This is a genomic window from Streptomyces sp. Tu 3180, from assembly GCF_009852415.1.
Taxonomy (GTDB): Bacteria; Actinomycetota; Actinomycetes; order Streptomycetales; family Streptomycetaceae; genus Streptomyces.
Genome location: NZ_WOXS01000002.1, coordinates 7,785,315 through 7,809,708 on the forward strand (window position 1 = coordinate 7,785,315; position 24,394 = coordinate 7,809,708).

A 24,394-nucleotide genomic window follows, 5' to 3' on the forward strand; every position below is an offset into this window, starting at 1 on the left:
GGCCCGTCGCCGCGCGGCGCGACGGCGCGGCGGCGCCACACACGTCCGCCCCTCCCGGACCGGCTCCGAGAAGAACGGAGCGGCCGGGAGGGGCGGTTGCGGACGGGTCAGTCGCGGCCGCCCTTGTCCGGGGCCGGCCAGACACCGGTGGAGCGCTCGATGACCTTGGCGCCCGCACGGTCCACGGCGCTGCGCACCACCGCGAAGATGGCGCCCTGGATCGCCGCGGCCAGCAGGATCTCGCCCCAACGGCGGTCCCGGTCCAGCGCGTCGGGCGCGTTGTCCTCGTGCCGGATCATCTTCCAGGTCTTCTGGAAGGCGAGCCCCGCCAGGGTACCGCTCGTCCAGCCCAGGGCGAACCCGATGGGCTTGTACGCCAGGGGGAGTTTCTTCTTCTTGCTCTTCGCCACGTGGATCTCCTAGGTCCGCTTCCTTCGGTGGATGAGTGGGGTCGGGGCGGTCAGGGACGGCCCCGTGCCGGAACCTCCTCGCCGGCCGGCACCGGCCCGGGCGGGGTCCCGTCCCCGAACGGCCGGCCGCCCAGCTCCTCACGGTGGTGGGGCGTCAGCCAGCCGGACAGGTCCGGGCCGAGCGGCACGATGCCGGACGGGTTGATCCCGGTGTGCACCTGGTAGTAGTGCCGCTTGATGTGGTCGAAGTCGACGGTGTCGCCGAAGCCGGGCGTCTGGTACAGGTCACGGGCGTACGCCCACAGCACCCGGTTCTCCGTCAGCTTCCACCGGTTGCACTTGAAGTGGCCGTGGTACACGGCGTCGAACCGCACCAGCGTGGTGAACAGGCGGATGTCCGCCTCGGTGATGGTGTCGCCGACCAGGTACCGCTGCCCCTCCAGCCGCTCCGCCAGCAGCTCCAGCCGCCGGAACACGCCCGCGCACGCGGCCTCGTACTCCTCCTGGCCGGTGGCGAAGCCCGCCCGGTACACCCCGTTGTTGACGTCCTCGAAGACGTCCGCCGCCACCGCGTCGATCTCGTCGCGCCGCTCCCGCGGATACAGGTCGGGCGCCCCCTCGCGGTGCAGGGCCGTCCACTCGGTGGCGAGGTCGAGGGTGATCCGCTGGTAGTCGTTGGTGACCAGCTTCCCGCTGGGCACGTCCACGACCGCCGGCACGCTCACCCCGCCCGGGTGGTCCGTCTCCCGCCGGTCGTACGCCTCGCTCAAGTACCGGATGCCCAGGACCGGGTCGCGGCCGTCCGGATCCAGGGTGAAGCGCCAGCTGCGGTCGTCCTGGACGGGGTCGGCGACGGCCAGGGACAGGGCGTCCTCGAGCCCGAGCAGCCGCCGGGACACCAGCGCCCGACTCGCCCACGGGCAGGCACGGCTGACGACGAGCCGGTAGCGCCCGGCCTCCACCGGCCACCCGTCCCTGCCGTCGGCGGTGATCCGGTCCGCGAAGTGCGCCTTCGACCGCTTGAACGCCTTCCTGCCGTAGGAGCTGTTGCCGCCGCCCCCGTCGTCGCGGGCCATGGTGCTCTCCTTCGCCGTGCGGATGTTCCTGTCACCACGTTCCCCGTTTTCCGCGATCGGCACGGTGTGCCCCGGTCCGACCGGGGCAATCGGCCGACGTGAGTACACGATCGGATCGCAGAACCCGGGTCACCGTGCTGGTGGCCCTCGCCGCCAACCTGGTGATCGCGGCCGCCAAGGCCGTCGGAGGCCTGGCCGCGGCCTCCCCGGCCCTGCTGTCGGAGGCGGCGCACTCGGTGGCCGACAGTCTGAACGAGGTGTTCCTGCTGGCCGCGCTGCGGCGCAGCCGGCGCCCGGCCGACCGGCGCCACCCCTTCGGATACGGCAAGGAACGGTTCTTCTGGTCGCTGCTCGCCGCCGTCGGGATCTTCGTGATGGGCGGCTGCTTCTCCTTCTACCAGGGCGTCGAGGCCCTCAGGACCGGCGGCGAGGAGGAGCTCGACGGCTATGTGGCCGGACTGGTCGTGCTCGGCGTGGCCCTCCTCGCCGAGGGCGGCTCACTGCTGCGGGCCCTGTACCAGGTGCGCCGGCAGGGCGGTGCGGACCGGGGGCTGCGCGATCCGGCGCTGCGCACGGTGGTCGCCGAGGACGGAACCGCGGTGGTGGGCGTCACCCTGGCCGCCGTGGGCATGGGGCTGCACATGGCCACCGGGCAGGTGGTGTGGGAGGCGGCCGCCTCGCTCGCCATCGGCGCGCTGCTGGTCTACGTGGCCTACCGGCTGGGGCGCGAGGCCCGCGACCAGCTGATCGGCGAGGCCGCGGACCCGGAGGCGAGCGGGCGGATCCGGGCGCTGCTCCGGGCGCAGCCGGAGATCGACAGCGTGGAGGCGCTGTTCACGATGAAGACGGGCCTGGACACCGTGCTGGTGGCCGCCCGTGTCGACCTGGTGCCAGGCCTGGACAGCGAGCAGGTGGAGGAGGTCGCCGTGCGCATCAAGCGGTCCATCACCGGTGTGTTCCCCGAGGCGGAACAGGTCTTCCTCGACGTCACCGACCGGCGTGCCCCCGACGCGCAGGAGGCATGGGAAAGCCCCGCCGCGACGGGGGAACGCGGCGGGGCCTGACTCACGTGTGCCCGGCGGACGGCGTCCCATGCGCACCGGGCCGCAGGAAATCGCGCCGGCCGCGGAGAATTCCCCCGTCCGCACGAGCGTCCGGCACACCGGGCGTGCCGGACGCTCGTGCGGGCGTCCCCGACGTCAGCCCTCGTCGCCCGGCTCCAGCACGAAGACCGGGATCTCCCGGTCCGTCTTCTTCTGGTAGTCGGCGTACGGCGGATAGGCCGCGACGGCACGCCTCCACCACTCGGCCTTCTCGTCCCCCGTGACCTCGCGGGCCGTCATGTCCCGCTTCACCGGGCCGTCCTGGAGCTCGACACGCGGATCGGCCTTGAGGTTGTGGTACCAGACCGGGTGCCTGGGCGCTCCGCCCAGCGACGCCACGGCCGCGTAGCGCCCCTCGTGCTCGACCCGCATCACCGGCGTCTTGCGCAGCTTGCCGCTCTTCACGCCCCGGCTGGTCAGCAGGACGACGGGCCGGTCCGTACCCGGCAGGGTCGTCCCCTCCACACCGCCGGAACCCTCGTACAGTTCCACCTGCTCGCGCACCCACCGCGTCGGACTGGGTTCGTACTCGCCCTCGAGAGGCATGGCAACCGTCCCGTCGTCGCATCCTGAAACCGACTCGATCACACGCACAACGCTCCCGCACCCGGAACGCATCCGCACCGGGAGGGCTCCCGCGGGCCGGCCCGCGACCCCGGAGGTGATCGCGCCGACGCCGTCCACCACCAGGGGCCGGCGGCCCGGCACCCGGACGGCCCGTCTAGGCGGGAGCGATCGCCATGCGTACCGCGAGTGCCGTCATCACCCCGCTCGCCACCAGGGCGGTCACCAGGCGTCCCCGGCGGCCGGTCAGTGCCCGGCCCAGCAGGGCGCCGCCCCCGGCCAGCAGCACCTGCCAGCTCGCGGACGCGGCGAACGCCGCCGTCACGAACACGGCCTGCTCCACGGGCCCGGCCGCCCGCCCGCCCCGGGAGCCGAGCACGAGCGCCGCGAAGTAGATCACGGTGGTGGGGTTGAGCAGGGTGATCCCGAGCAGCGCCAGATACGCCCGGGCGGGGCTCGGGGGAGCGGGGTCGGAGCGGGCGGTGAGCCGGTGGTCGCGGTACCGCCGTACCGCGGTGACCGCTCCCCACGCCGCCAGCGCCAGCAGCACCAGCACGCAGACCCGGCGCAGCGGCCCCAGCGCGGGCCGCAGCACCGACGCCAGGGCGGAGCCGCCGACCGTGGCCGCGAGGGCGTACAGCCCGTCGGCCGTGGCGACGCCGAGGGCCGCGCAGACTCCGGTGCGCAGGGAGGTGCGGGCGGTGAGGGAGACGAGATAGGTCCCGACGGCACCGACGGGGACGGCGATGCCGTACCCGGCGAGCAGCCCCGCGACCAGGGCGGCCGTCACGGGCGCGGCGGCGTCGGACCTCCCCGCCCGCCGGGCTGCCGCTGTCGGCCCGCGGCGGGGGCGGTGCCGGACAGCGGTGTCGGGGTGCGGAACGTGCGCATGGCGGGATCCTGGGGCCGGACGCCCGGGACGGACAACCGGTTTTCCGGGGGAGCGCGCCGCCGCCGGGCCGGGCGGGCCGCCGGGTTCCGCGCCGCCCGCCGCCCGCCGTGGGGGCTCACGCCGCCCGCAGCAGCAGGACCGCCGCCTCGCGGGCCCGGGCCGCGGGCTCCGTGGTGCGCGTGATGCCCGCGGTGACCATCGCCCCCTCGGCCAGCAGGTACAGCTGCCCGGCCAGCGCTCCGGGCAGTCCGGCGTCGGCGACGAGCCGGGCGAGGTACGCGTGGAACGCCCGCTTGTGCGCCCGGACCTGGGCGGCCACACGGGGGGAGGTGGCGCCGAGCTCTCCGTGGGCGTTGATCCAGGCGCAGCCGCGGAAGTCCGGTTCGGCGAACCACTCCTCGAGCCGGTCGAAGACGGCCAGGACGCGCCGCCGCGGATCCCCGTGCCGGTCGACATGGGCGGCGAGCCGTTCGCGCCAGCGGGTGTCACGCCGTTCCAGATAGGCCTCCACCAGCAGTTCCTTCGAGGGGAAGAGCTGGTAGAGCCGCTTGAGGGAGACCCCGGACGCGCCGCGCACCTCGTCCATGCCGACGGAGTGCACCCCGCGCCCGTAGAACAGCTCCTCCGCGGCGTCCAGGGCCCGCTCGCGGGCGACCGCACTGTCCATGGACCGACCACTCCTTGACGTGAGAACGAGCGTTCTCCTACGGTAGCAGGGGCGCGGAGAACGCTCGTTCTCCGCGCGTCCCGCCCGGCCCGCCGCCCCTCTCCAGGGAGACACCGTGACCGTTCGCCCGCCCCTGCCCCCGTTCACCCGCGAGACCGCCGCGCAGAAGGTCCAGGCAGCCGAGGACGCCTGGAACACCCGCGATCCGCACCGGGTCGCCCTCGCCTACGCGCCGGACTCGGTGTGGCGCAACCGCGACACCTTCGTCACCGGCCGCGCCGCGATCACCGAGCTGCTGACCGCCAAGTGGGAGCGCGAGCGGGAGTACGCGCTGCGCAAGGACCTCTGGGCCTTCGACGGCAACCGCATCGCGGTGCGCTTCCAGTACGAGTGCCGGGACGCCGACGGCCAGTGGTGGCGCTCGTACGGCAACGAACTGTGGGAGTTCGACGAGCACGGCCTGATGACCCGGCGCGAGGCGAGCATCAACGACGTGCCGATCGCGGAGCGGGACCGCCGCATCCTGGGGCCGCGCCCCGAGTCGGAGCGGGGCCGCGGCCTCCCGGTCCGGTGAGGGCAGGGACCTCCGCCGCGGACGCCGGGGGAGGGGCCGGGGCGCCCGCCCCCGCGGGGGTCAGGGACCGTCGCCCGGCTCGAGCACCGTGAGGAACACCGCGGACGCGTTGCCGGCGACCGGGACCGGGCCGGCCTTCCACGGCACCTTCAGCGGTTCCCGTTCGTCCGGCGGGGTGACCAGGAGCGCCGCCGGGGTGGCCGTGCGGGCGCCGCTCACCCCGGGACTCGCGTACCGCAGTCCCGACCAGGCGCTCCCGCCGGGGGCCAGCGTGACGGTGGCCGCGTCGCCGGGGGAGCGCTTCGGGTCCGGGCCCAGCTGCTCGCCGGCGGCGTTCACGAAGGCGGCGCCCGGATAGCCGTACAGCGTGCAGGCGCGGGAGGAGACGTTCGTCAGCACCACGGGGAAGTTGCGCTGTCCCGCCCCCGGGTCCACGCGCCCGACGGCGGCCCTCAGCTCGGAGGTGTGACACCGGGTTTCCGGGCGGTCCGTGCGCCCGGTGGCCGGCGCGGCCGCGTCGCTCGGGGAGGCGGGGGCTTCACGCGAGGAGGGCGTGGCCCCGCTCGGGGAGGCCGGGGCGGCGTCGCCGCCCGTCCGGCCGGTGAGCGCCGCGGGCCGCGGGGAGGCGTCCGCCGCACCGCTCCCGGTGCCGCAGGCGGCCAGTGCGCCCAGTACGGCCAGCGCGCCCGCGGCCGGCGCGACCGCGCGCCGTGTCCTGTTCGCCATGCCTCGCTCCCGCCCGTAGGGATCCCTCACGTACGGTCGTCCGCGCCCGGCCGGGCGCCTCACATCTCGTCCACCACCGTCATCTCCGCCCAGATGGTCTTGCCCTCGGCCGTGTGCCTGCTGCCCCAGCGCTGGGTGAGCTGTGCGACCAGCAGCAGTCCCCGGCCGCCCTCGTCCCAGGTCTTGGCCCGCCGCAGGTGCGGGGCCGTGTGGTTGGTGTCGGACACCTCGCAGATCAGCGTCGAGGCGTCGTGGATCAGCCGCAGCCGGATCGGCGGGGCCCCGTACCGGATGGCGTTGGTGACCAGCTCGCTCACCACCAGCTCGGCGGTGAACGACGCCTCGGTCAGCGCCCAGTCGGCCAGCTGGTCGAGGACCTGCTTGCGGACGGGGGCGACCAGCGCCGGGTCCGCGGGGATGTCCCAGGTGGCGACCTGCGACGACGGCAGTCCGTGCGTACGGGTCAGCAGCAGGGCCACGTCGTCGGGGGGTCCGCCCGAGACGAGCAGGGTGTGCAGGACGCGGTCGCAGGTCTCGTCGAGCGAGCCGGAGGCGTTCGACAGCGCCTCGCGGAGCAGGGCCTGACCGACCTCCATGTCCCGTGCGGGGGCCGTGACCAGTCCGTCGGTGTAGAACGCCAGCACCGTGTTCTCGGGCAGTTCGAACTCGGCCGACTCGAAGGGCAGTCCCCCCGTGCCCAGCGGCGGACCGGAGGGCAGGTCGAGCTGCCGGGCCGGGCCGCCCGGCGGGATCAGCACCGGCGGGAGGTGCCCCGCCCGCGCCAGGGTGCAGCGCCGTGACACCGGGTCGTACACCGCGTACAGACAGGTCGCGCCGACCTCGCTGGGGGAGGTGTCGCTGCCCCACTCGTGCGACAGGTGCTGGACCAGGTCGTCGAGGTGGGCGAGCAGTTCGTCGGGGGCCAGGTCGATGTCGGCGAGGGTGCGCACGGCGGTGCGCAGCCGGCCCATGGTCGCGGAGGCCTGGATGCCCTGGCCGACGACGTCCCCGACCACCATGGCCACCCGCATCCCGGACAGCGGGATCACGTCGAACCAGTCGCCGCCCACACCGGAGCGGGCGGCCGGCAGGTAGCGGGTGGCCGCCTCCACGGCGGCCGTGCGCGGCAGGGTGCGCGGCAGCAGGCTGCGCTGGAGCGTGAGGGTGGTCTCGCGCTCGCGGGAGTAGCGGCGGGCGTTGTCGATGCAGACGGCGGCGCGGGCGGTGACCTCCTCGGCCAGCAGCACGTCGTCGTGGGTGAAGAAATCGGGGCGCCGGAAGCGGGTGAAGGCGGCGACGCCGAGGGTGGTGCCCCGGGCCTGGAGCGGGACGGACAGCATCGAGTGGACCCCGAACTCCCGGATCTGCCGGGCGCGCGCCTCGTCGACCGCGAGCCACGGGTCCAGGTCACCGGACTCCACCGAGGCCACGACGCTGTGACCGGCGATCAGCGAGTCGGCGTGGGGCGCGGCGGCCGGGTAGACGACCACCTCGCCGGCCTCGGCGATCGACTCGGGACTGCCCGGGGTGAGGGAGTGGTGGGCGACCCGGCGCAGCGAGACCGGCGTGGTCAGCGGCCCGGAGGGGTCACCGCCGGGCTCCTCGGGCTCGAGCAGGTCCACACTGACGAAGTCGGCGAGCGCGGGCACGCACACCTCCGCCAGCTCCTGCGCCGTACGGGTGACGTCGAGGGTGGTGCCGATGCGGATGCTGGCCTCGTTGACCAGCTGCAGCCGCTCCCGGGCCCGGAACTGCTCGGTGAAGTCGTGGGCCGTCACGCACACGCCCCGCGCCCGGCCGGAGCCGTCGGTGAGCGGCGCGAGCCGGGCCAGCCAGGCGTGCGGGCGGTCCTCGCCGGTGGCCTTCATGTACGTCTGCATGTCGTGCGGCCGGCCGGTGCGCAGCACCCGGCGCATGTGCTCCTCCAGCTCGGAGTGCTGGGGCCGGCCGCCGATGTCGGTGGGCTTGAGTCCCCGCAGGTGGTCGGCCGGGAGCCCGAGGAGGTCCGCCATGGCGTCGTTGAGCCCGCGCAGCCGCAGCCGCTCGTCGAAGACCATGGTGGCGCAGGGCGACTGGAACACGGCCGTCCTGACCAGCGGGTCGTCGGGCAGCGCGTGCTCCGTGACCTCCAGCGGGGTGACGGCGAGCCAGTCACCGGGACCGCCGTCCTCCGGCTGTCTGCGGTGGGCGAGCACCCACACGGTGACGGTGTCGCCGCCGCGGTGCCGCAGCGCGAGCGAGCCGCTCCAGCGCGCGTTCTCCGGGGGACGGGGCATGTCGGCGGGGTCGGCCAGCAGGTCGGCGGCCGGGCGGCCGACGACCTCCTCGGCGGTGTGGCCCAGCAGCAGGCGCGCGCCCTCGCTCCACCGTGCGAGCGTGCCGTCGGCGGCGATGACGGCCCGGGCCGTCACGGCATCGTCGAACGGGTCGTCCGGCCTCATCGTCGCCACTCCATCGCGCACACTCACCGTGAACCGGTGTACCGCCTGAGTTCCAGCCTAGTGCGTCACGGCCCGCCGTGGAGCGGAACCCCGTTCCGGCCGCCCCGTCGTGCAGTCCCGTCCCAACCGTTGACGGGATGTCACCCCTGCCACAACGATGGTCTGCGCACCGGACATGGGAGCGCTCCCATACCGTGTGTGCCCCTTCCCGCGCCACCCGCACCTCCTCCAGAGGAGCCCAGACGTGAACAGACGCAGAACCGCTCTGCTGTCCCTGACCGGCCTGCTGGCGACCGCGCTCACCGCGCTGCCCGCCGCACCCGCCGGGGCCGACGAGGTCGAGCAGGTCAGGAACGGCACCTTCGACACCGGCACCGACCCCTGGTGGGCCTCGGCGAACGTCACCGCGGGCCCGTCCGAGGGCCGCCTGTGCGCGGACGTCCCCGGCGGCACCGCCAACCGCTGGGACGCCGCCGTCGGCCAGAACGACATCACGCTGGTGAAGGGGGAGTCGTACCGCTTCTCCTTCACCGCGACCGGCTCGCCCGCGGGCCACGCCGTCCGGGCGATCGTCGGCCTGTCGGTGGCCCCGTACGACACCTACCACGAGGTCACCCCGCAGCTCAGCGTCTCCGGCGACACGTACACCTACACCTTCACCTCCCCCGTCGACACCGCCCAGGGCCAGGTCGGCTTCCAGCTCGGCGGCAGCGCCGACCCCTGGCGCTTCTGCGTGGACGACGTGTCCCTGCTCGGCGGGGTCGAGCCCGAGCCGTACGTGCCCGACACCGGGCCCCGGGTCCGCGTCAACCAGGTCGCCTACCTGCCCGCCGGGCCGAAGAACGCCACCCTCGTCACCGACGCCGGCGAGCGCCTGCCCTGGCAGCTGAAGGACGCCGACGGCGACGTGGTCCGGCAGGGCTGGACCGTGCCGCGCGGCGTGGACGCCTCCTCCGGGCAGAACGTCCACTCCATCGACTTCGGGGGCTTCCGCGGGCGCGGCGAGGGCTACACGCTGACCGCGGACGGCGAGACGAGCCGGCCCTTCGACATCGGCGCGAGCGCCTACGAGCGGCTGCGGCTGGACTCGGCGAAGTACTACTACACCCAGCGCAGCGGCACCGAGATCCGCGACGACCTGCGCCCCGGCTACGGCCGCCCGGCCGGACACGTGGACGTGGCACCCAACCGGGGCGACGGCGACGTGCCCTGCCAGCCGGGCGTCTGCGACTACACGCTGGACGTCACCGGCGGCTGGTACGACGCCGGCGACCACGGCAAGTACGTCGTCAACGGAGGCATCAGCACCTGGGAGGTGCTGAGCACCTACGAACGCGCCCGGCACGCCCGCACCGGGCAGGCGGACAGGCTCGGCGACGGCACCCTGGACATCCCGGAGAGCGGCAACGGGGTGCCGGACATCCTCGACGAGGCCCGCTGGGAGCTGGAGTTCCTGCTGAAGATGCAGGTGCCCGAGGGCGAGCCGCTGGCCGGCATGGCCCACCACAAGATCCACGACGAGCAGTGGACCGGGCTGCCGCTGCTGCCCAGCGACGACCCGCAGAAGCGGGAACTGCACCCGCCGACCACCGCCGCCACCCTGAACCTGGCGGCCACGGCCGCCCAGGCGGCGCGCCTGTACCGGCCCCACGACGAGGAGTTCGCCGCGAAGGCCCTGGCGGCCGCACGCCAGGCGTGGACGGCGGCCCTCGCCCACCCGGAGAGGTACGCCGACCCGGACGACGGCATCGGCGGCGGCGCCTACCCCGACGGCGACGTCACCGACGAGTTCTACTGGGCGGCGGCCGAGCTGTACCTCACCACGGGCGAGAAGCAGTTCAAGGAGTACGTGCTGAACTCCCCGGTGCACACCGCCGACATCTTCGGCCCCCTCGGCTTCGACTGGTCGCGCACCGCGGCGGCCGGCCGGCTCGACCTGGCGACCGTGCCGAACAAGCTGCCCGGCCGGGACGCGGTCCGCCGCTCCGTCGTCAAGGGCGCCGACCGTTACCTGGCCACGCTCAGGGCCCATCCGTACGGCATGCCGTACGCGCCGGCCGACAACGTCTACGACTGGGGCTCCAGCCACCAGATCCTCAACAACGCGGTCGTCCTCGCCACCGCCTACGACCTCACCGGCGCCGCGAAGTACCGTGACGGCGCGCTGCAGAGCATGGACTACATCCTGGGCCGCAACGCCCTGAACATCTCGTACGTCACCGGCTACGGCGAGGTCCACGCGCACAACCAGCACAGCCGCTGGTACGCCCGCCAGCTCGACCCGAACCTGCCGAGCCCGCCCGCCGGCACCTTGTCCGGCGGACCCAACTCCAGCATCCAGGACCCCTACGCCCAGTCCAAGCTCCAGGGCTGCGTCGCCCAGTTCTGCTTCATCGACGACATCCAGTCCTGGTCCACCAACGAACACACCATCAACTGGAACGCCGCCCTGACCCGCATGGCCTCCTTCGTGGCCGACCAGGGCTAACCGCTTCGCCGCCGGGCCGGCGGCCGCTTCGCCGCCGGCCCGTGCTCCACGGGTTCCGCGGGCCGTTCGTGGGCGGCCGGGGTGTGCAGCCGGGCCCGGTCGGGCGGCTCGTGGACCTCGACGTACTCGCCGTGCGGGAGCCGCTTGACCACGCCGGTCGCCCCGCCGTGCGCCACCGGTTCCCGGTCGCGCGACCGGAGGCCCGGGCAGACGCGCCGGGTGACGGCGAACACCACCGCCGGGACCACGAACACCGCGATCCGCACCGCCCACGTCACCGTGTTGACCGACGGGTGGAACCGGGTCGCGACGACGTCGTTGCCGCCGGCAGCACCGGGCAGAGGCTGATCCATTTCCGTCCGTGTCCCGGCAGGTACCTCTCGGTATGCCGTCTGAGCTGGGGTTATTTACGTGTCAGTACCCGAGCGGTACCGTAGGGGCATGCCTGCTCTCAATGTGGAGTTCAGCGACCGCGAGCTGGAGGACCTGCGGCAGATCGCCAAGGAGCGCGGTACGTCCATGAAGGCGCTCGTGCGGGAGGCGGCCGCGGCCGACATAGCCCGCCACCGCGCGCTGCAGGAGGGCGCGGAGGAGTTCCGCCGCTTCTTCGCGTCCCACGCCGACGAGTTCGCCGCCGCGTTCCCGGACGACGAACACCCCGCCGGGAGTGCGGGACGGGCCGCCTGACCGATGGCTCCCGTCCTGCACATCGACGTGCCCTGGCTGCTCCAGCGGCACGAGGAGGTCCTCCCGGACCAGCCCACCATCAACGACTTCTCCGCGCTGGTCGCCGCCGTGGCCCGGCACCGGGTCGACCCGCCCCGCCTCGGCGTGGACTCCGACCCGGCCTGGCGGGCCGCGGCTCTGCTGCACACCCTCGCCGTGCTCCGCCCGCTGCCGTCGGCCAACGCCCGCTTCGCCTGCGCCACGGCGGTGGCGTACATGTTCGTCAGCGGCGTCGGCATCGACCCGCCCTACGGCGCCCTCGTCGACCTCGCCCGCGATCTGATGTCCGGTACGACGGACGTCTACGGCGCGGCGGACCGTTTGCGGTCCTGGCAGATCTGAGAGGGGCGCGGGCCCTTCCGGGGCCGCCGGCCGAGGGCGGGGGAGCTGGGCCGGCGGCCGTGCGCGCAGGGGAGCCGCCGTCCTGTGCGGTGACCTCCGAGAAGGGCCGTGACCAGTCGACCACGCTCCGGCGCGCGCCGGGAGCGTGCGCGGCGCACCCGGCGGATGTGCGGAGTTCACACGGGGTGCGGAACGCTCCCGGCGCGCCCCGGCCCGCGCTCCCGGCGCTCCTTTCGCCGCCCGGGTGTGAACCGCGGGAAAACCCAGGTCGAAAGCGGGTGCGAGAGGTGCGGGCCGCCTTCCCTTTCTGACTTTCTGTCAACGCGCAGATCTTGCTCACCCGCCTTGTTGGTCCTGTGCGGGTTGTGCGAGAGTGAGCCACCCGCGCGGGGGGTAAAGGCCGGGGTCACATGCCAGTTGACGAACCGGGGCCGGCTCGCCGTCGGTGAATTCGCCCTCCGCGTCCCGCCAAAGAGGTGTGCACCATTCGGAGCCCCCTTTTTCGGCGTCGAACTTCTGAGTCACTGCGCGTGGGAAAGGAACCATCTCAGTGCCCACCCCCCACCCCCCTCGACCTCCGTATCCCCCGCCCGGCGGGGACCCCGGGGAGTCCGACGAGCTCCTCGCCGCCCGGTTGCGAGGCCGTCCGGAGGGCGAAGCCGCCCGTGCCGTCGCGCTGCTGACGGCGCGGCACTGGCAGGCCGTGCACGACTACGCGGTCGTCTGCCTCGCCTCGTCCGGGCCGACCGCGGCGATGGTCACCGGAGCCGCCCTGCACCGGGTCCTGGACCGGGTCGCCCACGGCGAGCCGGCCGTCGCGCTGCGCCCGGCGCTGCTGGTGGCCGTGCGGGACACGGTCCGGGAGTGGGCCGCCGACGATCGGATAACCGGTGTTCTGCCCGCGCTGCGGAAACCGGCCGGCGGACGCGGTATGCGCACCGCGGCGACCATGACCCCGGAAAATCGCACCCTCGCTCAGCGGGCATTCCGGTCCCTGCCCGCACTCGCGCGCTGTCTGCTGTGGCACGTCGAGGTCGAGGCGGAACCCATTTCCGTCCCGGCCGGTCTGCTCGGCATGGATCCCGACATCGCGTCGGGCGCACTCGAACGGGCACGTGACACATTCCGTCAAGGTTGTGTCCAAGCCCATCGGGAACTGTCACCGACGAACGACTGCCGCTTCTACAACCGCCTCCTCGACGTCCCCATCCGCCGGGGCGGGGCCCTGCTGCCGGACGTCCGGAAGCATCTGGCGGAGTGCCGCCACTGCCGGAACGCGGCGGAACAACTCAGCCATTTCGAGGGCGGACTGGGCACGCTGCTGGCCGAGGCGGTGCTCGGCTGGGGCGCCCGGCGCTATCTCGACTCGCGCCCCGGCCGCGCGGTGTCGGGTCCGCGCGGCGGCCGCGCCGCCCGCCGCGGGCACCGGCGCGGCGGAGGGCCCTCCGGCAGCGGCCGCCACCGCCTGCTGTCCCGGATCCCCGTTCCCGACCGGCTCGCGGGCATCGCGCTCCCGGACCCGGTGCGCTCCACCAGGACGCTCCTCACCGGCCTCGGTGCCGTCTCCGCCGGGGTGCTGGTGAGCGTGCTCATCGCCGGGTCCTCCACGCCGGACGGCGGCGGCGCCGACCCGACCGGAGCCACCGGCGTCGCGGGCGGCGCCTCCGTGCCGTCCGTGTCCCCGCCCGGCGCCGCCGGACTCCCCACGGCGCCGGAGCGCACCCGGCTGCGCAACGTCGCCTCCGGCCTGTGCCTCGACATCCGGAGCGAGCCCCAGGACGGCGTCGGCGCCCGGCTGGCGGAGTGCTCCGCCCGGTGGACCCAGCAGTGGACGTACGAGGACGACGGGCTGCTGCGCAGCGTGGCCGACCCCGGTCTGTGCCTGGACTCGCACAAGGACGCCGGTGTCGTGGTCCTCGGCACCTGCGCCGACCGGGGCGACCGGCGGGGCGACGACGTGCGCTACGACCTCACCGGGCAGGGCGAGCTGCTGCCCCGCTGGGACGGACAACTGGCCCTCACCCCGACCGCCCTTGACGCGAACGCCGACATCGTCGTCAAGGTGCGCGGCCGGACCGCGGACCAGCGCTGGGCGGCGGAGCCGGTGCGGACCGCCGAGGGCTCCCTGTCGATCAGCGGCACCCGGACACCGGCCGCGCTCCACGCGGAGCTGACCCGTCCGGTGATGTGAGCGCCCGCCGGGGCGGGGCGGCCGTCGCCCGCCCCGGCGGACCCGGCCCGGGCGTGTCAGGCGGTCCCCTCCACGAGGTCGCCGGGCCCGACCGTGCCCGGCACGGCATGCCCCGCCAGGGCGAGGGTGAGGTCCAGCTCGGCGAGCAGGCAGCGGATCACGTGCTCCACGCCCGCCTGCCCGTCGAGCCCCAGTCCGTACACGTACGGCCGGCCCAGCAGCACCGCCCGCGCGCCGAGGGCGAGGGCCTTGAAGACGTCGTCGCCGGTGCGCACCCCGCTGTCGAACAGCACGGTGAGCCGGTCGCCGACGGCCTGCGCCACGCGGGGCAGCGCGTCCGCCGCCGCGATCGACCCGGCCACCTGGCGGCCGCCGTGGTTGGACACCACCACGCCGTCCATCCCCGCGTCGGCGGCGAGCCGGGCGTCGTCCGGGTGCAGCACGCCCTTGAGGACGATCGGGCCGTCCCAGTTCTCCCGCAGGAACGCCAGGTCCGGCCAGGTCTTGGCCGGGTCGGCGAACATGCCGACGAAGTGCATCACCGCCGCGTCCGGGTCCTCGTGCACCGGCTTGGCCAGCCCCGCCAGGAAGGCCGGGTCCGAGAAGTAGTTGGCGGTGCCCACCCCGCGCAGGAACGGCAGGTACGCCTGGTCCAGGTCGCGCGGCCGCCAGGACAGCAGGGGGGTGTCCAGGGTGACGACGAGCGCCGTGAACCCGGCGGCCCTCGCCCGGCCCAGGAAGCTCCGGGCCACCTCGGGGTCCTTCGGCCAGTACAGCTGGAACCAGCGCTCCGCGTCGCCCATCGCCTCGGCGACCTGCTCCATCGGCGTGCTGGACGCGGAGGACAGGACGAACGGAACGCCCTGCGCGGCGGCGGCCCGGGCGGCGGCGGACTCGGCGTCCGGGTGCATGATCGACAGCACCCCGACCGGCGCCAGCGCCAGCGGCGCCGGCAGCGCGCGGCCCAGCACCTCCACCGACAGGTCGCGTTCGTGCACGTCCCGCAGCATGCGCGGGACGATCCGGCGGCGCTCGAGCGCGGCCCGGTTGGCGCGGGCCGTACTGCCGTCCCCCGCGCTGCCCGCCACGTAGCCGACCGGGCCCGGCCCGAGCCGCTGCTCGGTCAGCTCCTCCAGCCGGGTCAGGTCCGTGGGCAGCCGGGGCACGGCACCCGTCATCCCGTTCAGGTAGATCTCGTACTGGAAGTCCGCCCAGTGCTTCGCCATCCGTCCCGCCCTGTCTCCTCGAGCCGCGTCGTCCCGACGCATACTGGCGAGTACGCGCGGGTCCGTCCAGCGCCGGACGGCCGGGAGGTCAGCGGCCGGCGGCCGCCTCGTGCAGGATCCGGGCCAGTGCGCGCGGCCGCGAGAACATCGGCCAGTGCCCGGTGTCCATCGTCACCGGCTCCCACGTCCCGCTCTCCAGCGGCTTCGCCGCGGCCGGCGGGGGCTCGTCGCCGTCCAGCAGGCACTTGACGTACGTCGCCGGCAACGCGTCGAGCGGACCGGTGAGGACGGCCGGTTCGGTGAGCGTGGCGCCCGGGTGCGGGGTCGATCCGCCGACGAGGCGGGCGATCCCGTCGTCCGTCAGCCCCTGGCCCGCGAAGCCGTCCGCCTCCGGGGGCGGCCAGAAGCCGTCGTGCTCGGCGATCGAGCGCCGCACGGGGTCGCTCGGCCAGCCCGACAGGAACGACTCCCCGTCCACCGGGACGGCGGCGTCGACGAACACCACGCGCCTCAGCCGGTCGCCGATCCGCTCGGCGGCCTGGCCGACCGGGACGCCGGAGTAGCTGTGCCCGACGAGGACGACGTCGCGCAGACCGAGCCGCTCCACCTCGTCCACGACGTCCCGGACGTGGGTCTGCTGCCCCGCCGGCAGGCCCCGTTTCTCCGCGAGCCCGGACAGCGTCAGCGGATGCGCCCCGTGCCCGGCCGCGCGCAGTTCGGCCGTCACCTCCTCCCACGCCCACGCACCGAGCCAGGCACCGGCCACCACCACGAAATCAGTCATGCCCGGCACGGTAACGCGGGCCACCGACAACGCCGTTCACTCGTCGCCGTCGGCGGCGGGCGTCTCCCGCTCCGGTCCGGAGTCCGGGCCCTGGGCCCGTACCCGCTGGACGTGTTCGAGGGACTCGCGCAGTTCGGTGAGCCAGTCGTCGGTGTGCCGCTGGACCAGGCGGACGCACCAGGCCAGCGCCTCGCTGCGGCTGCGGGCGACCCCGCCCGCGATGAGGGTGTCGAGCACCTGGCGCTCCGGCTGGCGCAGCCGGGTCATGACGGGCGCGGCCACATGCGTGAACAGGGCGCGGCGGCCGTCGCACTCCACGCCCCAGGAGACCTTCCGGCCGAAGCGGTGCTCGGCGTCCCGGGCGACCGCCATCCGGGCCTCGCGGGTGCGTTCCCGGAACTCCTGGATCCGGCCCTCGACCGCCGCCTCCCGTTCGGCGTGCGAAGCGTCCTCGGCCGCCCGGGGGCCGGGGATGCGGCCGATCACCGTGATCTCCTCACGGTCGACCGTCACCTCGGTCAGCTCCTCGAAGAGATCGTCGGGGAGCCGGCCCGCGAACCAGCCCCGCAGTCGTTCTCGTTGCTCGCTGGTAATCATGTAATGACCATTACGCGCGCCTTTCATGAACACAAGAGGTCGCGGAAAGGTCTGCCGACGGCAGAATCGGAATGTTTCAGGCCGATTAAGAAGCAGCCGATTTTCGGCCGTCTGGCCACTTCGCGCACCCGGGGGCCGTGCGGTTACAGGGGCGACGTCCACATCTTCCGTGACTTCCCGCCACTGATTCAACACGCAATGTTACTGAAATCCACACGGTCGAGATGAGTTTCCGTCGCGGACTCGGCAGACTCCCGCTCGCCGGTTCGGCACCGACCGAGCACGGGCCGGCGACTCGTCTGCACGAGCGGAAGGATGCACACAATGCGGAACACCGCGCGCTGGGCCACCACCCTCGGCCTCACGGCCGCCGCCGTCTGCGCACCCCTGGCCGGGGCCGCGTCGGCCGCTGCGGGAAGCGCCCCCTCCGCGCTCTACGCCCCGTCGGCCCTGGTGCTCACCCTGGGCCACGGCGAGAGCGCGCTGACCACCACGCCGGAACGCGCGGCCACCCTGACCTGCGCCCCCGGACCCTCGGGCACCCACCCGGCCGCCGCGTCGGCCTGTGCGGAACTCAACGGCGTCGACGGCGACCTCGACGCCCTGACGATGAGGGAGGGCGTCTTCTGCACCAAGCAGTACGACCCGGTCGTCGTCACCGTCGACGGGGTGTGGCAGGGGCAGCGCGTCTCCTACGAGCGGATCTTCTCCAACGAGTGCGTGATGAACGCTCACGGTTCGAGCGTCTTCGCGTTCTGAGACCGGGATCGCACGGTTCCCGTGACCGCGCGGCGGCCCGCGGATTGGGGAGTGCGGGCCCCCTCGCGGAGCGTGCGATCCCGCGCAAGGAGGCCGGCGGGCGGAGTGGGGCCGCCCGCCGGCCCTCCGGCTTCCGCGGCGTCACGGCCCCCGGGCCGCACGGCGCCGCGGCGGCCCGTCGTCGAAGGCCTCAGGATTTCCCGGACGAAGGCCCCGGGGCTCCCCGGACGAAGGTCTCAGGACTCCTCGGACCCGCGGGTGCGGTCCCGGTGGCTGGTGTCGCACCACGGATGGCGCCGGCTGCGGCGGCAGGTGCACAGCGCCACGCGGAAGCGGTCGGAGGACACGATCGTGCCGTCCTCCAGCTCCACCTCCACCGGTCCTTCCACCAGCAGCGGGCCCTTGCGCTGGACGGTGACGCGACGCGGGGCGTCAGACGGGGAGTTCGGCACGGATCACCACCAGCTCTTCCTTGTCCTCGGCCGGCGGCAGCAGCCCACGCTCCCGCAGCCAGCGTTCCCTGGCCCGCAGCACCGGACCGAACGAAATGTGCCGGCGCCGGGTCACCGCGGCCTTCATCCCGGCCTCCCGCAGGTGGCCGAGGGTCAGGTCGGGACCGCTGAGCGCGGACTGCACGAGCAGCAGCACACCGCCGGGCCGCAGCAGCGCCGGCGCCTCCCGGCAGATCCGGTCCAGCACGAGCCGCCCGTCACCGCCCGCGTCCCAGGCCCGGGCGGCACCGCGCGGCGGCCTCTCGCCGCCGGGCGCCGGAACGTACGGGGGATTGGCGAGGATCAGATCGAACGACCGCCCCCGCACCGGCTCGAACAGGTTTCCGCGCCGTACCCGCACCTGGACCCCTGCCGCCAGCGCGTTCAGCCGCGTGGCGCACACCGCCCGCCACGAGACGTCGACCGCGGTCACGCGTGTGCCGCGGCGGGCGGCCTCCAGGGCCAGGGCACCGGATCCGGTCCCCACGTCGAGAACGTCCGCGCCCGGCGGGACCGGCTCGTCGGACAGGGCGCCGGCCAGCAGCTCGGTGTCCTCCTGAGGGGCGTACACGCCCGGGGGTGCCATGAGATTCACAAACCCCCGGGTACCCACGGGTTCAAGAGACATGAGCGAACTCCTGGGTCAGGGGGTACGCAGCGACGACCGGCCCGCCCGCCAGTCGGAGAGCAGCCGGTCGCCGAGCCGGTCCTCCGTGAACACCGTGGCGTCGACGCCGAAGGCGACGTCCGCGGCGAGATGCGGCTCGTCCTCCAGCAGACCGGCGATGACGTCGTGGCGGACCACCTGCTCGTGCACCGCGTCCGCCTCCACGTGCTCGTCGTAGAAGTGCTCGGCGGCCGGGCCCGCGCCGGTGCGGCGCATCGCCTCGGCGAGCCGCCGGGAACCCGGCGAGGAGGTGATCTCGACCGCCGCGAAGTGGCCCACCAGGGCGCCCCTGAGGGAGCGGTGCAGCCCGAAGAGCGACATGAGGTTCACCGTGACCAGGAGCTCGGCGCACGCGGCGTCCAGGTAGCGGCCGTACGTCGTGTCCAGGCCCAGGTCCGTCATCAGGTCGGCGAACAGGCGGGCGTGCACCCGGTCGGGGCGGCCGCCGCCGTACTCGTCGAACTCCACCGCCGCCATCGCCGCCTTGGCGCGCCCCCGCAGCCGGGGCAGCACCCAGGCGTGCGGGTCGGCCTCCTTCAGGTGGTACAGCGACCGCTGCGCGGCGTACTCGCGCACGTGCCACAGCTCGCCCTCGTCCCGCAGGAAGTGGCTGACGCCGGTGCCGTCCACCGGCTCCACCAGGATCCCGGCGAGCGCGTCGTCGACGCCGTCGCGCCGCGGGACGTCCGCGCGCAGGGCGGTGAGGAAGCGGTCCTCCAGGGCGGCACGGGTCCGCAGCAGCTCCGGGTCCCATTCGAGGCCGGGCGCCACGCCCGCGAAACCGCGGTAGTGCAGTTCGTAGCACAGGTACAGGGCGAGCTGGAGATCGTCGCCGTACGCGGGGGCGGCCGCCGCCTGCCCGGGCGCGGGCAGCGGGCCGGTGCCCCGCAGATACTCCTGGACGGCGGAGCTGAGGGGGCCGCGGGGCGAGGGCAGCCGGGGTTCTTCGCTCAGGTGTTCCATGCGCCCCCGTGTACCCGGGCCGCGCCGGGCCACCCCGCCTGTCCGCCCGGTGGCCCGCTCCGGGAGTATTTTGTGCCGGTGTGAAGGCACTCGTGATCAATTGCACCCTCAAGAGGTCACCGGAGACCTCCAACACCGAGGCGCTCTTCCGCGCCGTCACCGAGCACCTGCAGAAGGACGGCGTGGAGGTCGACGTCGTCCGCGCGGTCGACCTGGACATCGCCCCGGGCGTGGTCAGCGAGGCCGTGCACGAGGGCGACGCCTGGCCGGAGGTCCGCGCGAAGATCCTCGAGTCCGAGATCCTCGTCATCGCCTCGCCGACCTGGCTCGGCCAGCCGTCGTCGGTCGCCAAACGGGTCCTGGAGCGGATGGACGCCATGCTGTCCGAGACGGACGACGAGGGCCGGCCGGTCGCCTACAACCGGGTGGCGGGCGTCGTCGTCACCGGCAACGAGGACGGCGCCCACCACGTGATCAGCGAGATCACCGGCGGCCTGCAGGACATCGGCTACACCATCCCCGGCCAGGCGTGGACCTACTGGAACCAGGGCCCCGGCCCGGGCCCCAGCTTCCTCGAGGGCGGGAGCGGCCACGACTGGTCGCGCAGGACCGCCCGCGCCATGGCCGCCAACCTGCTCGGGGTGGCCCGAGCCCTGGAGGCACGGCCGCTCGGGCCGCCGCCGCAGTAGCCGGGACGTCCGTCAGTCCCCCCGGGACTCCTCCTGCGCCTCGGTGTTGGGCGTGACGGCCTCCCCGGCCTCGCCCCGGTGGCCGCGCCCGGCGGATTCCTCCCGGGTGCGGCGCTCGGCCTCCTCGACCTCGCGCAGCACCTCCTCGACGGCCGTCCGGGGTTCCTTGCGGTCGTCGTGCTCGGACACAGGTGTCTCCCTTCGTCGGTACTCGTCCCGCCGGTGCCGGTCAGGACGTGCGTCGTGCGGTCACGGCCGGGTCCGGCCGCGCGCGGTGGCGAGGTGCAGCGGCACCGGATCGGCGGGGACCGCCTCCTCGTTGAGCCGGGTGACCTCCGCCCACCAGGACGGGCCGTCCTCGATGTGGCGCAGCAGCACCCCCTCGCGCAGCGCCCAGGGGCAGATGGTCACCGTCCGGAGCCCGGTCAGCTTCATCGCCGTGTGCGCGACGACCGCGCCGGCCAGGCTCTGCGCGGCGCGCGGGGCGGAGATGCCGGGCAGCCGGGAGCGCTCGGCGGCGGGCAGCGCGGCCAGGCGGCCGATCGCCTCCCGCAGGTCGGCGCAGGACAACTCCCGCTCCACGAAAGGTCCGTGCCGCCCGGGCGCGGCCCCGCACAGCCGTCCCAGCTGCTGGAAGGTGCGGGAGGTGGCGACCGCCGTGCGCGGCCCCTCCCAGCGGATCCGCGCCGCCGCGTCCCGCAGCTGGTGGCGGATCCTGCGGCGCAGCGCCCGCAGCTGCTCCGGGGAGGGCGGGTCCCGGTCCTCGAAGTACTCGTGGGTCAGCCGGCCCGCGCCCAGCGGCAGCGAGGCCACGAAGTCGGGCAGCCGGCCGCGCCCGAAGGCGACCTCCAGCGAACCCCCGCCGATGTCCAGCAGGGCGAGCGGTCCGGAACGCCAGCCCATCCAGCGGCGCGCCCCGAGGAAGGTGAGCTCGGCCTCGACCTCGCCCGGCAGGGTGCACAGCTCGACGCCCGTCCGGTCCCGGACCGCGCGCAGCACCTCCTGCCGGTTCGGCGCGCCGCGCACCACGGCCGTCGCGAACGCCAGCGGGCCGGAGGCACCCCACCGCGCGGCGGCACGGTCCGCCGCCGCCACGGCGTCGACGAGCCGCTCCACCGCCTGCTCCGGTATCGGGAGCCCGGGCGTGACCTGCTCGGACAGCCGGATCGGCCACTTGGCCGTGTGCACCGGCAGCGGCACCCCGCCCTCCGCGTCCGCGACGACGAGTCTGACGGTCTTCGATCCGACATCCACCACGCTGGTTCGCATGGCCCGTGGGTACCCACTTACCGCCCGGGCCAACGGACGGGAAGCGGTGGACGACTCATACGTGCCCCCTGTGTGACCGGACGGTGACCTCCTGTTGATCCCTTCCCGTGCGGGGGCCGGGCGCCGGACGGGCCGGCGGGACGCGCATGACGCGGGGAGGCGCGCCCCGGAAGTCCGCGGCCGTCACGGTGCCCTCGTACGAGCCGAACCCCACCAGCACCACGTCGCCGACGGGATTGCGCTCGCGCACGAGCCGCCCGACGTCGACCGTCCCGGCGTCGGCCATGTCGGTGGCCCGGGCGTCCCCGACGTGGGTGTTGTGCTCCCACACCACCGCCTTGGCGCCGGCGCCGTGGTGGGTCATGAGCCGGTCGAGCGTGTCGGCCATGTGCCGGTCGCGGGTGTTCCACGACTCCGGGCCGCCGCCCACCATCGCCCGGTAGTGGGCCTCGGCCCCGGCCGGCGCCTCGGCGTTCTGCCGGGCGGAGAACTCCGCCAGGTCCTCCGGGGCCTCCGTCCGTGCCGACGCGCGGCGCACCTCGGCGAGCAGCGCTCCCGATGCGGTCCATCAGGGCGTCGAGCGAGCCGGGGCCGCTCAGTGGCAGGGCGTCGTCCCGGATGCGCCCGAGCCCGTCGCGCGCGGCGGAGGCCTCAGCCGGGACACTCATCGGCTCCTCCCTGGTCCGGGACGGATCCGACACCGGTCGCCGGCGGCCCGCCGGGGCCGCCGGACCGCCGGGGAGCGCCGCCCCGCCCGCGGGCGCCGTACCGGAGATCGTCCCGTCCGCCTCTCCCGCGACCGGGCGGCGTGCGCCGCGCGGGTATCCGTGGCGGCGGCGCGTACGCACCGCAGCCGCGCGGGGGACGGCAGCGGACGCGGGCCCCGCCGGGTGTTTGCCGGGGGTGCGCGAGGGCACCCCGCACGTACGGATCCGGCCGCCCGCGCAGGCCGCGTGCGGCGTCCCGCACCGACATCCTGTGCCCACCGAACCCGACGCGACGGGAGTGCGCGGATGACCACAGCCGCCCAGCATCCGCACCCGCTCCCCGGCCGGACCGGCCCGCGCGTCGGCGTCCCCGGTTCCCACGACGGACCGACCGTCCCGACGCCGCGGACGCGGTGAACGGCGTGAGGGGCGCGAGCAGTGCACACGTCACCGGGCAGCGGCCCGGTGACGTCCGTGAGCCGCGGGAGCCGCGGGCGGAGCCGTCCCGGACGGAACCGCACGACGCGGCCCGAGGAGAGCCGACGGGAGACGCCCGATGCCCATCCTGGAACCGCCCGACCGGGTCCGCACCGTCACCCTGCCGCCGCGGTCCGCCCTGCACGCGGGCCGCACCGACGTCCTGGTGGTCGGCGGCGGCCCCGCCGGATGCGGCGCCGCGCTCGCCGCGGCCGACGCCGGGGCCGGGGTGGTGCTGGTGGAGCGCTACGGGTTCCTCGGCGGCAACGCGACCGTGGCCCTGGTCATGCCGCTGATGTCCTTCCACAACGAGCACAAGCAGGCCGTGTTCGACGGGTCCGGTGACGGCACCCGGCTGCTGCCCACCGACCACGGCGAGGGCGAGCCGGTGGTCGCGGGAGTCCTGTGGCGGCTGCTGGACCGGCTCACCGAGCGCGGCGGTTGCGTCCCGCCCTCCCCGGAGACCGGCTACACCGTGCCGTTCGACCCGGAGGTCTTCAAGCTGGTCCTGCTGGACCTGCTCGACGAGTCCGGGGTGCGGATGCTGTTCCACTCCTTCGCCTCCGCCGCGCTGCCGCTGGACGACGGCTGGCGCGTGGTCTTCGAGACCAAGTCGGGACCGGTGGTGATCGACGCCGGTGTGGTCGTGGACGCCACCGGTGACGGCGACGTCGCCGCCTCCTGCGGAGCGCTGTACGAGGTCGGCCGGCCCGAGGACGGGCTGGTGCAGCCGATGACGCTCATGTTCCGGGTCGCGGACTTCGCGCAGCCGCGGTTCGCCGAGTACGTCCGCGAGCACCCCGACCAGTGGCGCGGCGTGCACGGACTGTGGGACCTCGTCAAGGAGGCCACGGCGGACGGTGAGCTCGAGCTCCCGCGCGAGGACATCCTGTTCTTCGGCACCCCCCATTCCGGCGAGGTCAGCGTCAACAGCACGCGCGTCACGAGGGCGTTCGGCACCGACGTGTGGGACCTCACCCGTGCCGAGTACGCCGGCCGCCGCCAGCTCGAGCAGATCGACCGCTTCCTGCGCCACCACGTACCGGGCTTCGAGGACTCCTACGTGGTGCAGAGCGGCACCCACATCGGTGTCCGCGAGACCCGCCGGGTGCTGGGCGACTACAAGCTGACCGGACACGACATCCTGGCCGCGCAGCCCTTCCCGGACGTCGTCGCGCACGGCGCCTACCCGGTCGACATCCACAACCCCAGGGGCACCGGCACCGTCCTCAAACGCGTGCCCGCCGGCCGCTTCTACGACATTCCGCTGCGCTGTCTGCTGCCCCGGGAGACGGACCGGCTGCTGGTGGCCGGCCGCTGCATCTCCGGCACGCACGTGGCGCACTCCTCGTACCGGGTCATGCCGATCGCGATGGCCACCGGTCAGGCGGCCGGCGTCTGCGCGGCACTGGCCACCCGCCTCGGGCGCGTCCCACGGGACCTGCCGCACTCCCTCGTCCAGCAGGAACTGCTGCGCCAGGGCGCCCGCCTGCGGATCGACGGCACCGACCACCCGCCCGTACGCGGCTGAGGGGAGGACCCGGCACCCCCCTTCGGGCGGGACG

Annotated in this window: 26 protein-coding genes; 9 read left to right on the plus strand and 17 right to left on the minus strand. The window is 74.4% G+C overall.

What is annotated here, in order from left to right; translation table 11 throughout:
* Positions 1 to 107 precede the first annotated feature (107 nt).
* Positions 108 to 410, minus strand: coding sequence for a DUF4235 domain-containing protein (locus GL259_RS35045; protein ID WP_166461599.1), 303 nt, complete (start codon positions 408 to 410; stop codon positions 108 to 110).
* A gap of 50 nt (positions 411 to 460) precedes the next feature.
* Entirely contained in the window at positions 461 to 1,486 is a 1,026-nt protein-coding gene (locus tag GL259_RS35050) for a glutathione S-transferase C-terminal domain-containing protein (RefSeq protein WP_159537488.1), read from the minus strand.
* Between the two features lie 134 nt (positions 1,487 to 1,620).
* Between GL259_RS35050 and GL259_RS35055 the strand changes: the two genes are divergently transcribed.
* Entirely contained in the window at positions 1,621 to 2,550 is a 930-nt protein-coding gene (locus tag GL259_RS35055) for a cation diffusion facilitator family transporter (RefSeq protein ID WP_159539216.1), read from the plus strand.
* 135 nt (positions 2,551 to 2,685) lie between these two features.
* Here GL259_RS35055 and GL259_RS35060 read toward each other — a convergent pair whose 3' ends face one another.
* The 3 genes from GL259_RS35060 to GL259_RS35070 all read right to left on the minus strand — a co-directional run bounded on the left by GL259_RS35060 (position 2,686) and on the right by GL259_RS35070 (position 4,712).
* Positions 2,686 to 3,135: a nitroreductase family deazaflavin-dependent oxidoreductase gene (locus GL259_RS35060; protein WP_159537490.1), complete on the minus strand. Its 450-nt coding sequence runs from the start codon at positions 3,133 to 3,135 to the stop codon at positions 2,686 to 2,688.
* A gap of 175 nt (positions 3,136 to 3,310) precedes the next feature.
* A complete protein-coding gene (locus tag GL259_RS35065) occupies positions 3,311 to 3,943 on the minus strand; it encodes a LysE family transporter (protein ID WP_159537492.1) in 633 nt (210 codons plus the stop codon).
* A gap of 217 nt (positions 3,944 to 4,160) precedes the next feature.
* Entirely contained in the window at positions 4,161 to 4,712 is a 552-nt protein-coding gene (locus GL259_RS35070; RefSeq protein ID WP_159537494.1) for a TetR/AcrR family transcriptional regulator, read from the minus strand.
* A gap of 115 nt (positions 4,713 to 4,827) precedes the next feature.
* Here GL259_RS35070 and GL259_RS35075 point away from each other — a divergent pair, with 115 nt between their 5' ends.
* Positions 4,828 to 5,286, plus strand: a complete 459-nt coding sequence (locus tag GL259_RS35075; RefSeq protein ID WP_159537496.1) for a nuclear transport factor 2 family protein — start codon at positions 4,828 to 4,830, stop codon at positions 5,284 to 5,286.
* A 60-nt stretch (positions 5,287 to 5,346) separates the two neighbouring features.
* Here GL259_RS35075 and GL259_RS35080 read toward each other — a convergent pair whose 3' ends face one another.
* Both GL259_RS35080 and GL259_RS35085 read right to left on the minus strand, forming a co-directional pair.
* Complete coding sequence (locus GL259_RS35080) at positions 5,347 to 6,012, minus strand: DUF4232 domain-containing protein (protein WP_159537498.1); 666 nt, start codon at positions 6,010 to 6,012, stop codon at positions 5,347 to 5,349.
* A 59-nt stretch (positions 6,013 to 6,071) separates the two neighbouring features.
* Positions 6,072 to 8,453 (minus strand): SpoIIE family protein phosphatase, encoded by a 2,382-nt coding sequence (locus GL259_RS35085; RefSeq protein WP_159537500.1) that lies wholly within the window; start codon positions 8,451 to 8,453, stop codon positions 6,072 to 6,074.
* A gap of 244 nt (positions 8,454 to 8,697) precedes the next feature.
* On the opposite strand from GL259_RS35085, the gene GL259_RS35090 reads away from it, so the two are divergent.
* Positions 8,698 to 10,941 carry a glycoside hydrolase family 9 protein gene (locus GL259_RS35090; protein WP_159537502.1) on the plus strand — a complete coding sequence of 748 codons (2,244 nt, stop codon included), beginning with the start codon at positions 8,698 to 8,700 and terminating at the stop codon, positions 10,939 to 10,941.
* Here the strand turns inward: GL259_RS35090 and GL259_RS35095 are convergent.
* Positions 10,938 to 11,294 carry a hypothetical protein gene (locus tag GL259_RS35095; RefSeq protein WP_347814637.1) on the minus strand — a complete coding sequence of 119 codons (357 nt, stop codon included), beginning with the start codon at positions 11,292 to 11,294 and terminating at the stop codon, positions 10,938 to 10,940. The two genes, GL259_RS35090 and GL259_RS35095, sit on opposite strands and share 4 nt — an antisense overlap.
* A gap of 88 nt (positions 11,295 to 11,382) precedes the next feature.
* On the opposite strand from GL259_RS35095, the gene GL259_RS35100 reads away from it, so the two are divergent.
* From GL259_RS35100 to GL259_RS35110, 3 genes are all read left to right on the plus strand, one after another.
* Positions 11,383 to 11,628 carry a hypothetical protein gene (locus GL259_RS35100; protein ID WP_159537504.1) on the plus strand — a complete coding sequence of 82 codons (246 nt, stop codon included), beginning with the start codon at positions 11,383 to 11,385 and terminating at the stop codon, positions 11,626 to 11,628.
* A gap of 3 nt (positions 11,629 to 11,631) precedes the next feature.
* On the plus strand, positions 11,632 to 12,009 hold the full coding sequence (locus GL259_RS35105) for a toxin Doc (RefSeq protein WP_159537506.1): 378 nt from the start codon (positions 11,632 to 11,634) through the stop codon (positions 12,007 to 12,009).
* A gap of 550 nt (positions 12,010 to 12,559) precedes the next feature.
* Positions 12,560 to 14,200, plus strand: a complete 1,641-nt coding sequence (locus tag GL259_RS35110) for an RICIN domain-containing protein (RefSeq protein ID WP_159537508.1) — start codon at positions 12,560 to 12,562, stop codon at positions 14,198 to 14,200.
* A 56-nt stretch (positions 14,201 to 14,256) separates the two neighbouring features.
* Here the strand turns inward: GL259_RS35110 and GL259_RS35115 are convergent, their stop codons facing one another.
* From GL259_RS35115 to GL259_RS35125, 3 genes are all read right to left on the minus strand, one after another.
* A complete protein-coding gene (locus tag GL259_RS35115) occupies positions 14,257 to 15,426 on the minus strand; it encodes a lactate 2-monooxygenase (RefSeq protein ID WP_159537510.1) in 1,170 nt (389 codons plus the stop codon).
* 88 nt (positions 15,427 to 15,514) lie between these two features.
* On the minus strand, positions 15,515 to 16,210 hold the full coding sequence (locus tag GL259_RS35120) for an alpha/beta hydrolase (RefSeq protein ID WP_159537512.1): 696 nt from the start codon (positions 16,208 to 16,210) through the stop codon (positions 15,515 to 15,517).
* 36 nt (positions 16,211 to 16,246) lie between these two features.
* The gene (locus GL259_RS35125) at positions 16,247 to 16,807 is read right to left on the minus strand and encodes a hypothetical protein (RefSeq protein WP_159537514.1); all 561 of its coding nucleotides are present in this window, start codon (positions 16,805 to 16,807) and stop codon (positions 16,247 to 16,249) included.
* A gap of 324 nt (positions 16,808 to 17,131) precedes the next feature.
* On the opposite strand from GL259_RS35125, the gene GL259_RS35130 reads away from it, so the two are divergent.
* Positions 17,132 to 17,566 carry a subtilase-type protease inhibitor gene (locus tag GL259_RS35130; protein ID WP_159537516.1) on the plus strand — a complete coding sequence of 145 codons (435 nt, stop codon included), beginning with the start codon at positions 17,132 to 17,134 and terminating at the stop codon, positions 17,564 to 17,566.
* A gap of 236 nt (positions 17,567 to 17,802) precedes the next feature.
* Here the strand turns inward: GL259_RS35130 and GL259_RS35135 are convergent, their stop codons facing one another.
* From GL259_RS35135 to GL259_RS35145, 3 genes are read right to left on the minus strand one after another with little or no spacing between them, the layout of a single operon-like run.
* Positions 17,803 to 18,018 carry a CDGSH iron-sulfur domain-containing protein gene (locus tag GL259_RS35135; protein WP_159537518.1) on the minus strand — a complete coding sequence of 72 codons (216 nt, stop codon included), beginning with the start codon at positions 18,016 to 18,018 and terminating at the stop codon, positions 17,803 to 17,805.
* A complete protein-coding gene (locus tag GL259_RS35140) occupies positions 17,999 to 18,643 on the minus strand; it encodes a HemK2/MTQ2 family protein methyltransferase (protein ID WP_243762486.1) in 645 nt (214 codons plus the stop codon). Before GL259_RS35140 ends, GL259_RS35135 begins: the two co-directional genes overlap by 20 nt.
* A gap of 57 nt (positions 18,644 to 18,700) precedes the next feature.
* Positions 18,701 to 19,687 carry an iron-containing redox enzyme family protein gene (locus GL259_RS35145; RefSeq protein ID WP_159537522.1) on the minus strand — a complete coding sequence of 329 codons (987 nt, stop codon included), beginning with the start codon at positions 19,685 to 19,687 and terminating at the stop codon, positions 18,701 to 18,703.
* An 80-nt stretch (positions 19,688 to 19,767) separates the two neighbouring features.
* Here GL259_RS35145 and GL259_RS35150 point away from each other — a divergent pair, with 80 nt between their 5' ends.
* The gene (locus tag GL259_RS35150; RefSeq protein ID WP_159537524.1) at positions 19,768 to 20,376 is read left to right on the plus strand and encodes a flavodoxin family protein; all 609 of its coding nucleotides are present in this window, start codon (positions 19,768 to 19,770) and stop codon (positions 20,374 to 20,376) included.
* Positions 20,377 to 20,388: 12 nt separating this feature from the next.
* Here the strand turns inward: GL259_RS35150 and GL259_RS37825 are convergent, their stop codons facing one another.
* The 3 genes from GL259_RS37825 to GL259_RS35160 are packed head-to-tail and all read right to left on the minus strand — an operon-like array spanning position 20,389 to position 22,195.
* Positions 20,389 to 20,565: a hypothetical protein gene (locus tag GL259_RS37825; RefSeq protein ID WP_166461600.1), complete on the minus strand. Its 177-nt coding sequence runs from the start codon at positions 20,563 to 20,565 to the stop codon at positions 20,389 to 20,391.
* Positions 20,566 to 20,625: 60 nt separating this feature from the next.
* Positions 20,626 to 21,645 carry a Ppx/GppA family phosphatase gene (locus tag GL259_RS35155; RefSeq protein ID WP_159537526.1) on the minus strand — a complete coding sequence of 340 codons (1,020 nt, stop codon included), beginning with the start codon at positions 21,643 to 21,645 and terminating at the stop codon, positions 20,626 to 20,628.
* A 55-nt stretch (positions 21,646 to 21,700) separates the two neighbouring features.
* A complete protein-coding gene (locus tag GL259_RS35160; RefSeq protein WP_159539217.1) occupies positions 21,701 to 22,195 on the minus strand; it encodes an erythromycin esterase family protein in 495 nt (164 codons plus the stop codon).
* Positions 22,196 to 22,908: 713 nt separating this feature from the next.
* Between GL259_RS35160 and GL259_RS35165 the strand changes: the two genes are divergently transcribed.
* Positions 22,909 to 24,360, plus strand: a complete 1,452-nt coding sequence (locus GL259_RS35165; RefSeq protein ID WP_159537528.1) for an FAD-dependent oxidoreductase — start codon at positions 22,909 to 22,911, stop codon at positions 24,358 to 24,360.
* The last annotated feature ends 34 nt before the right edge of the window (positions 24,361 to 24,394 follow it).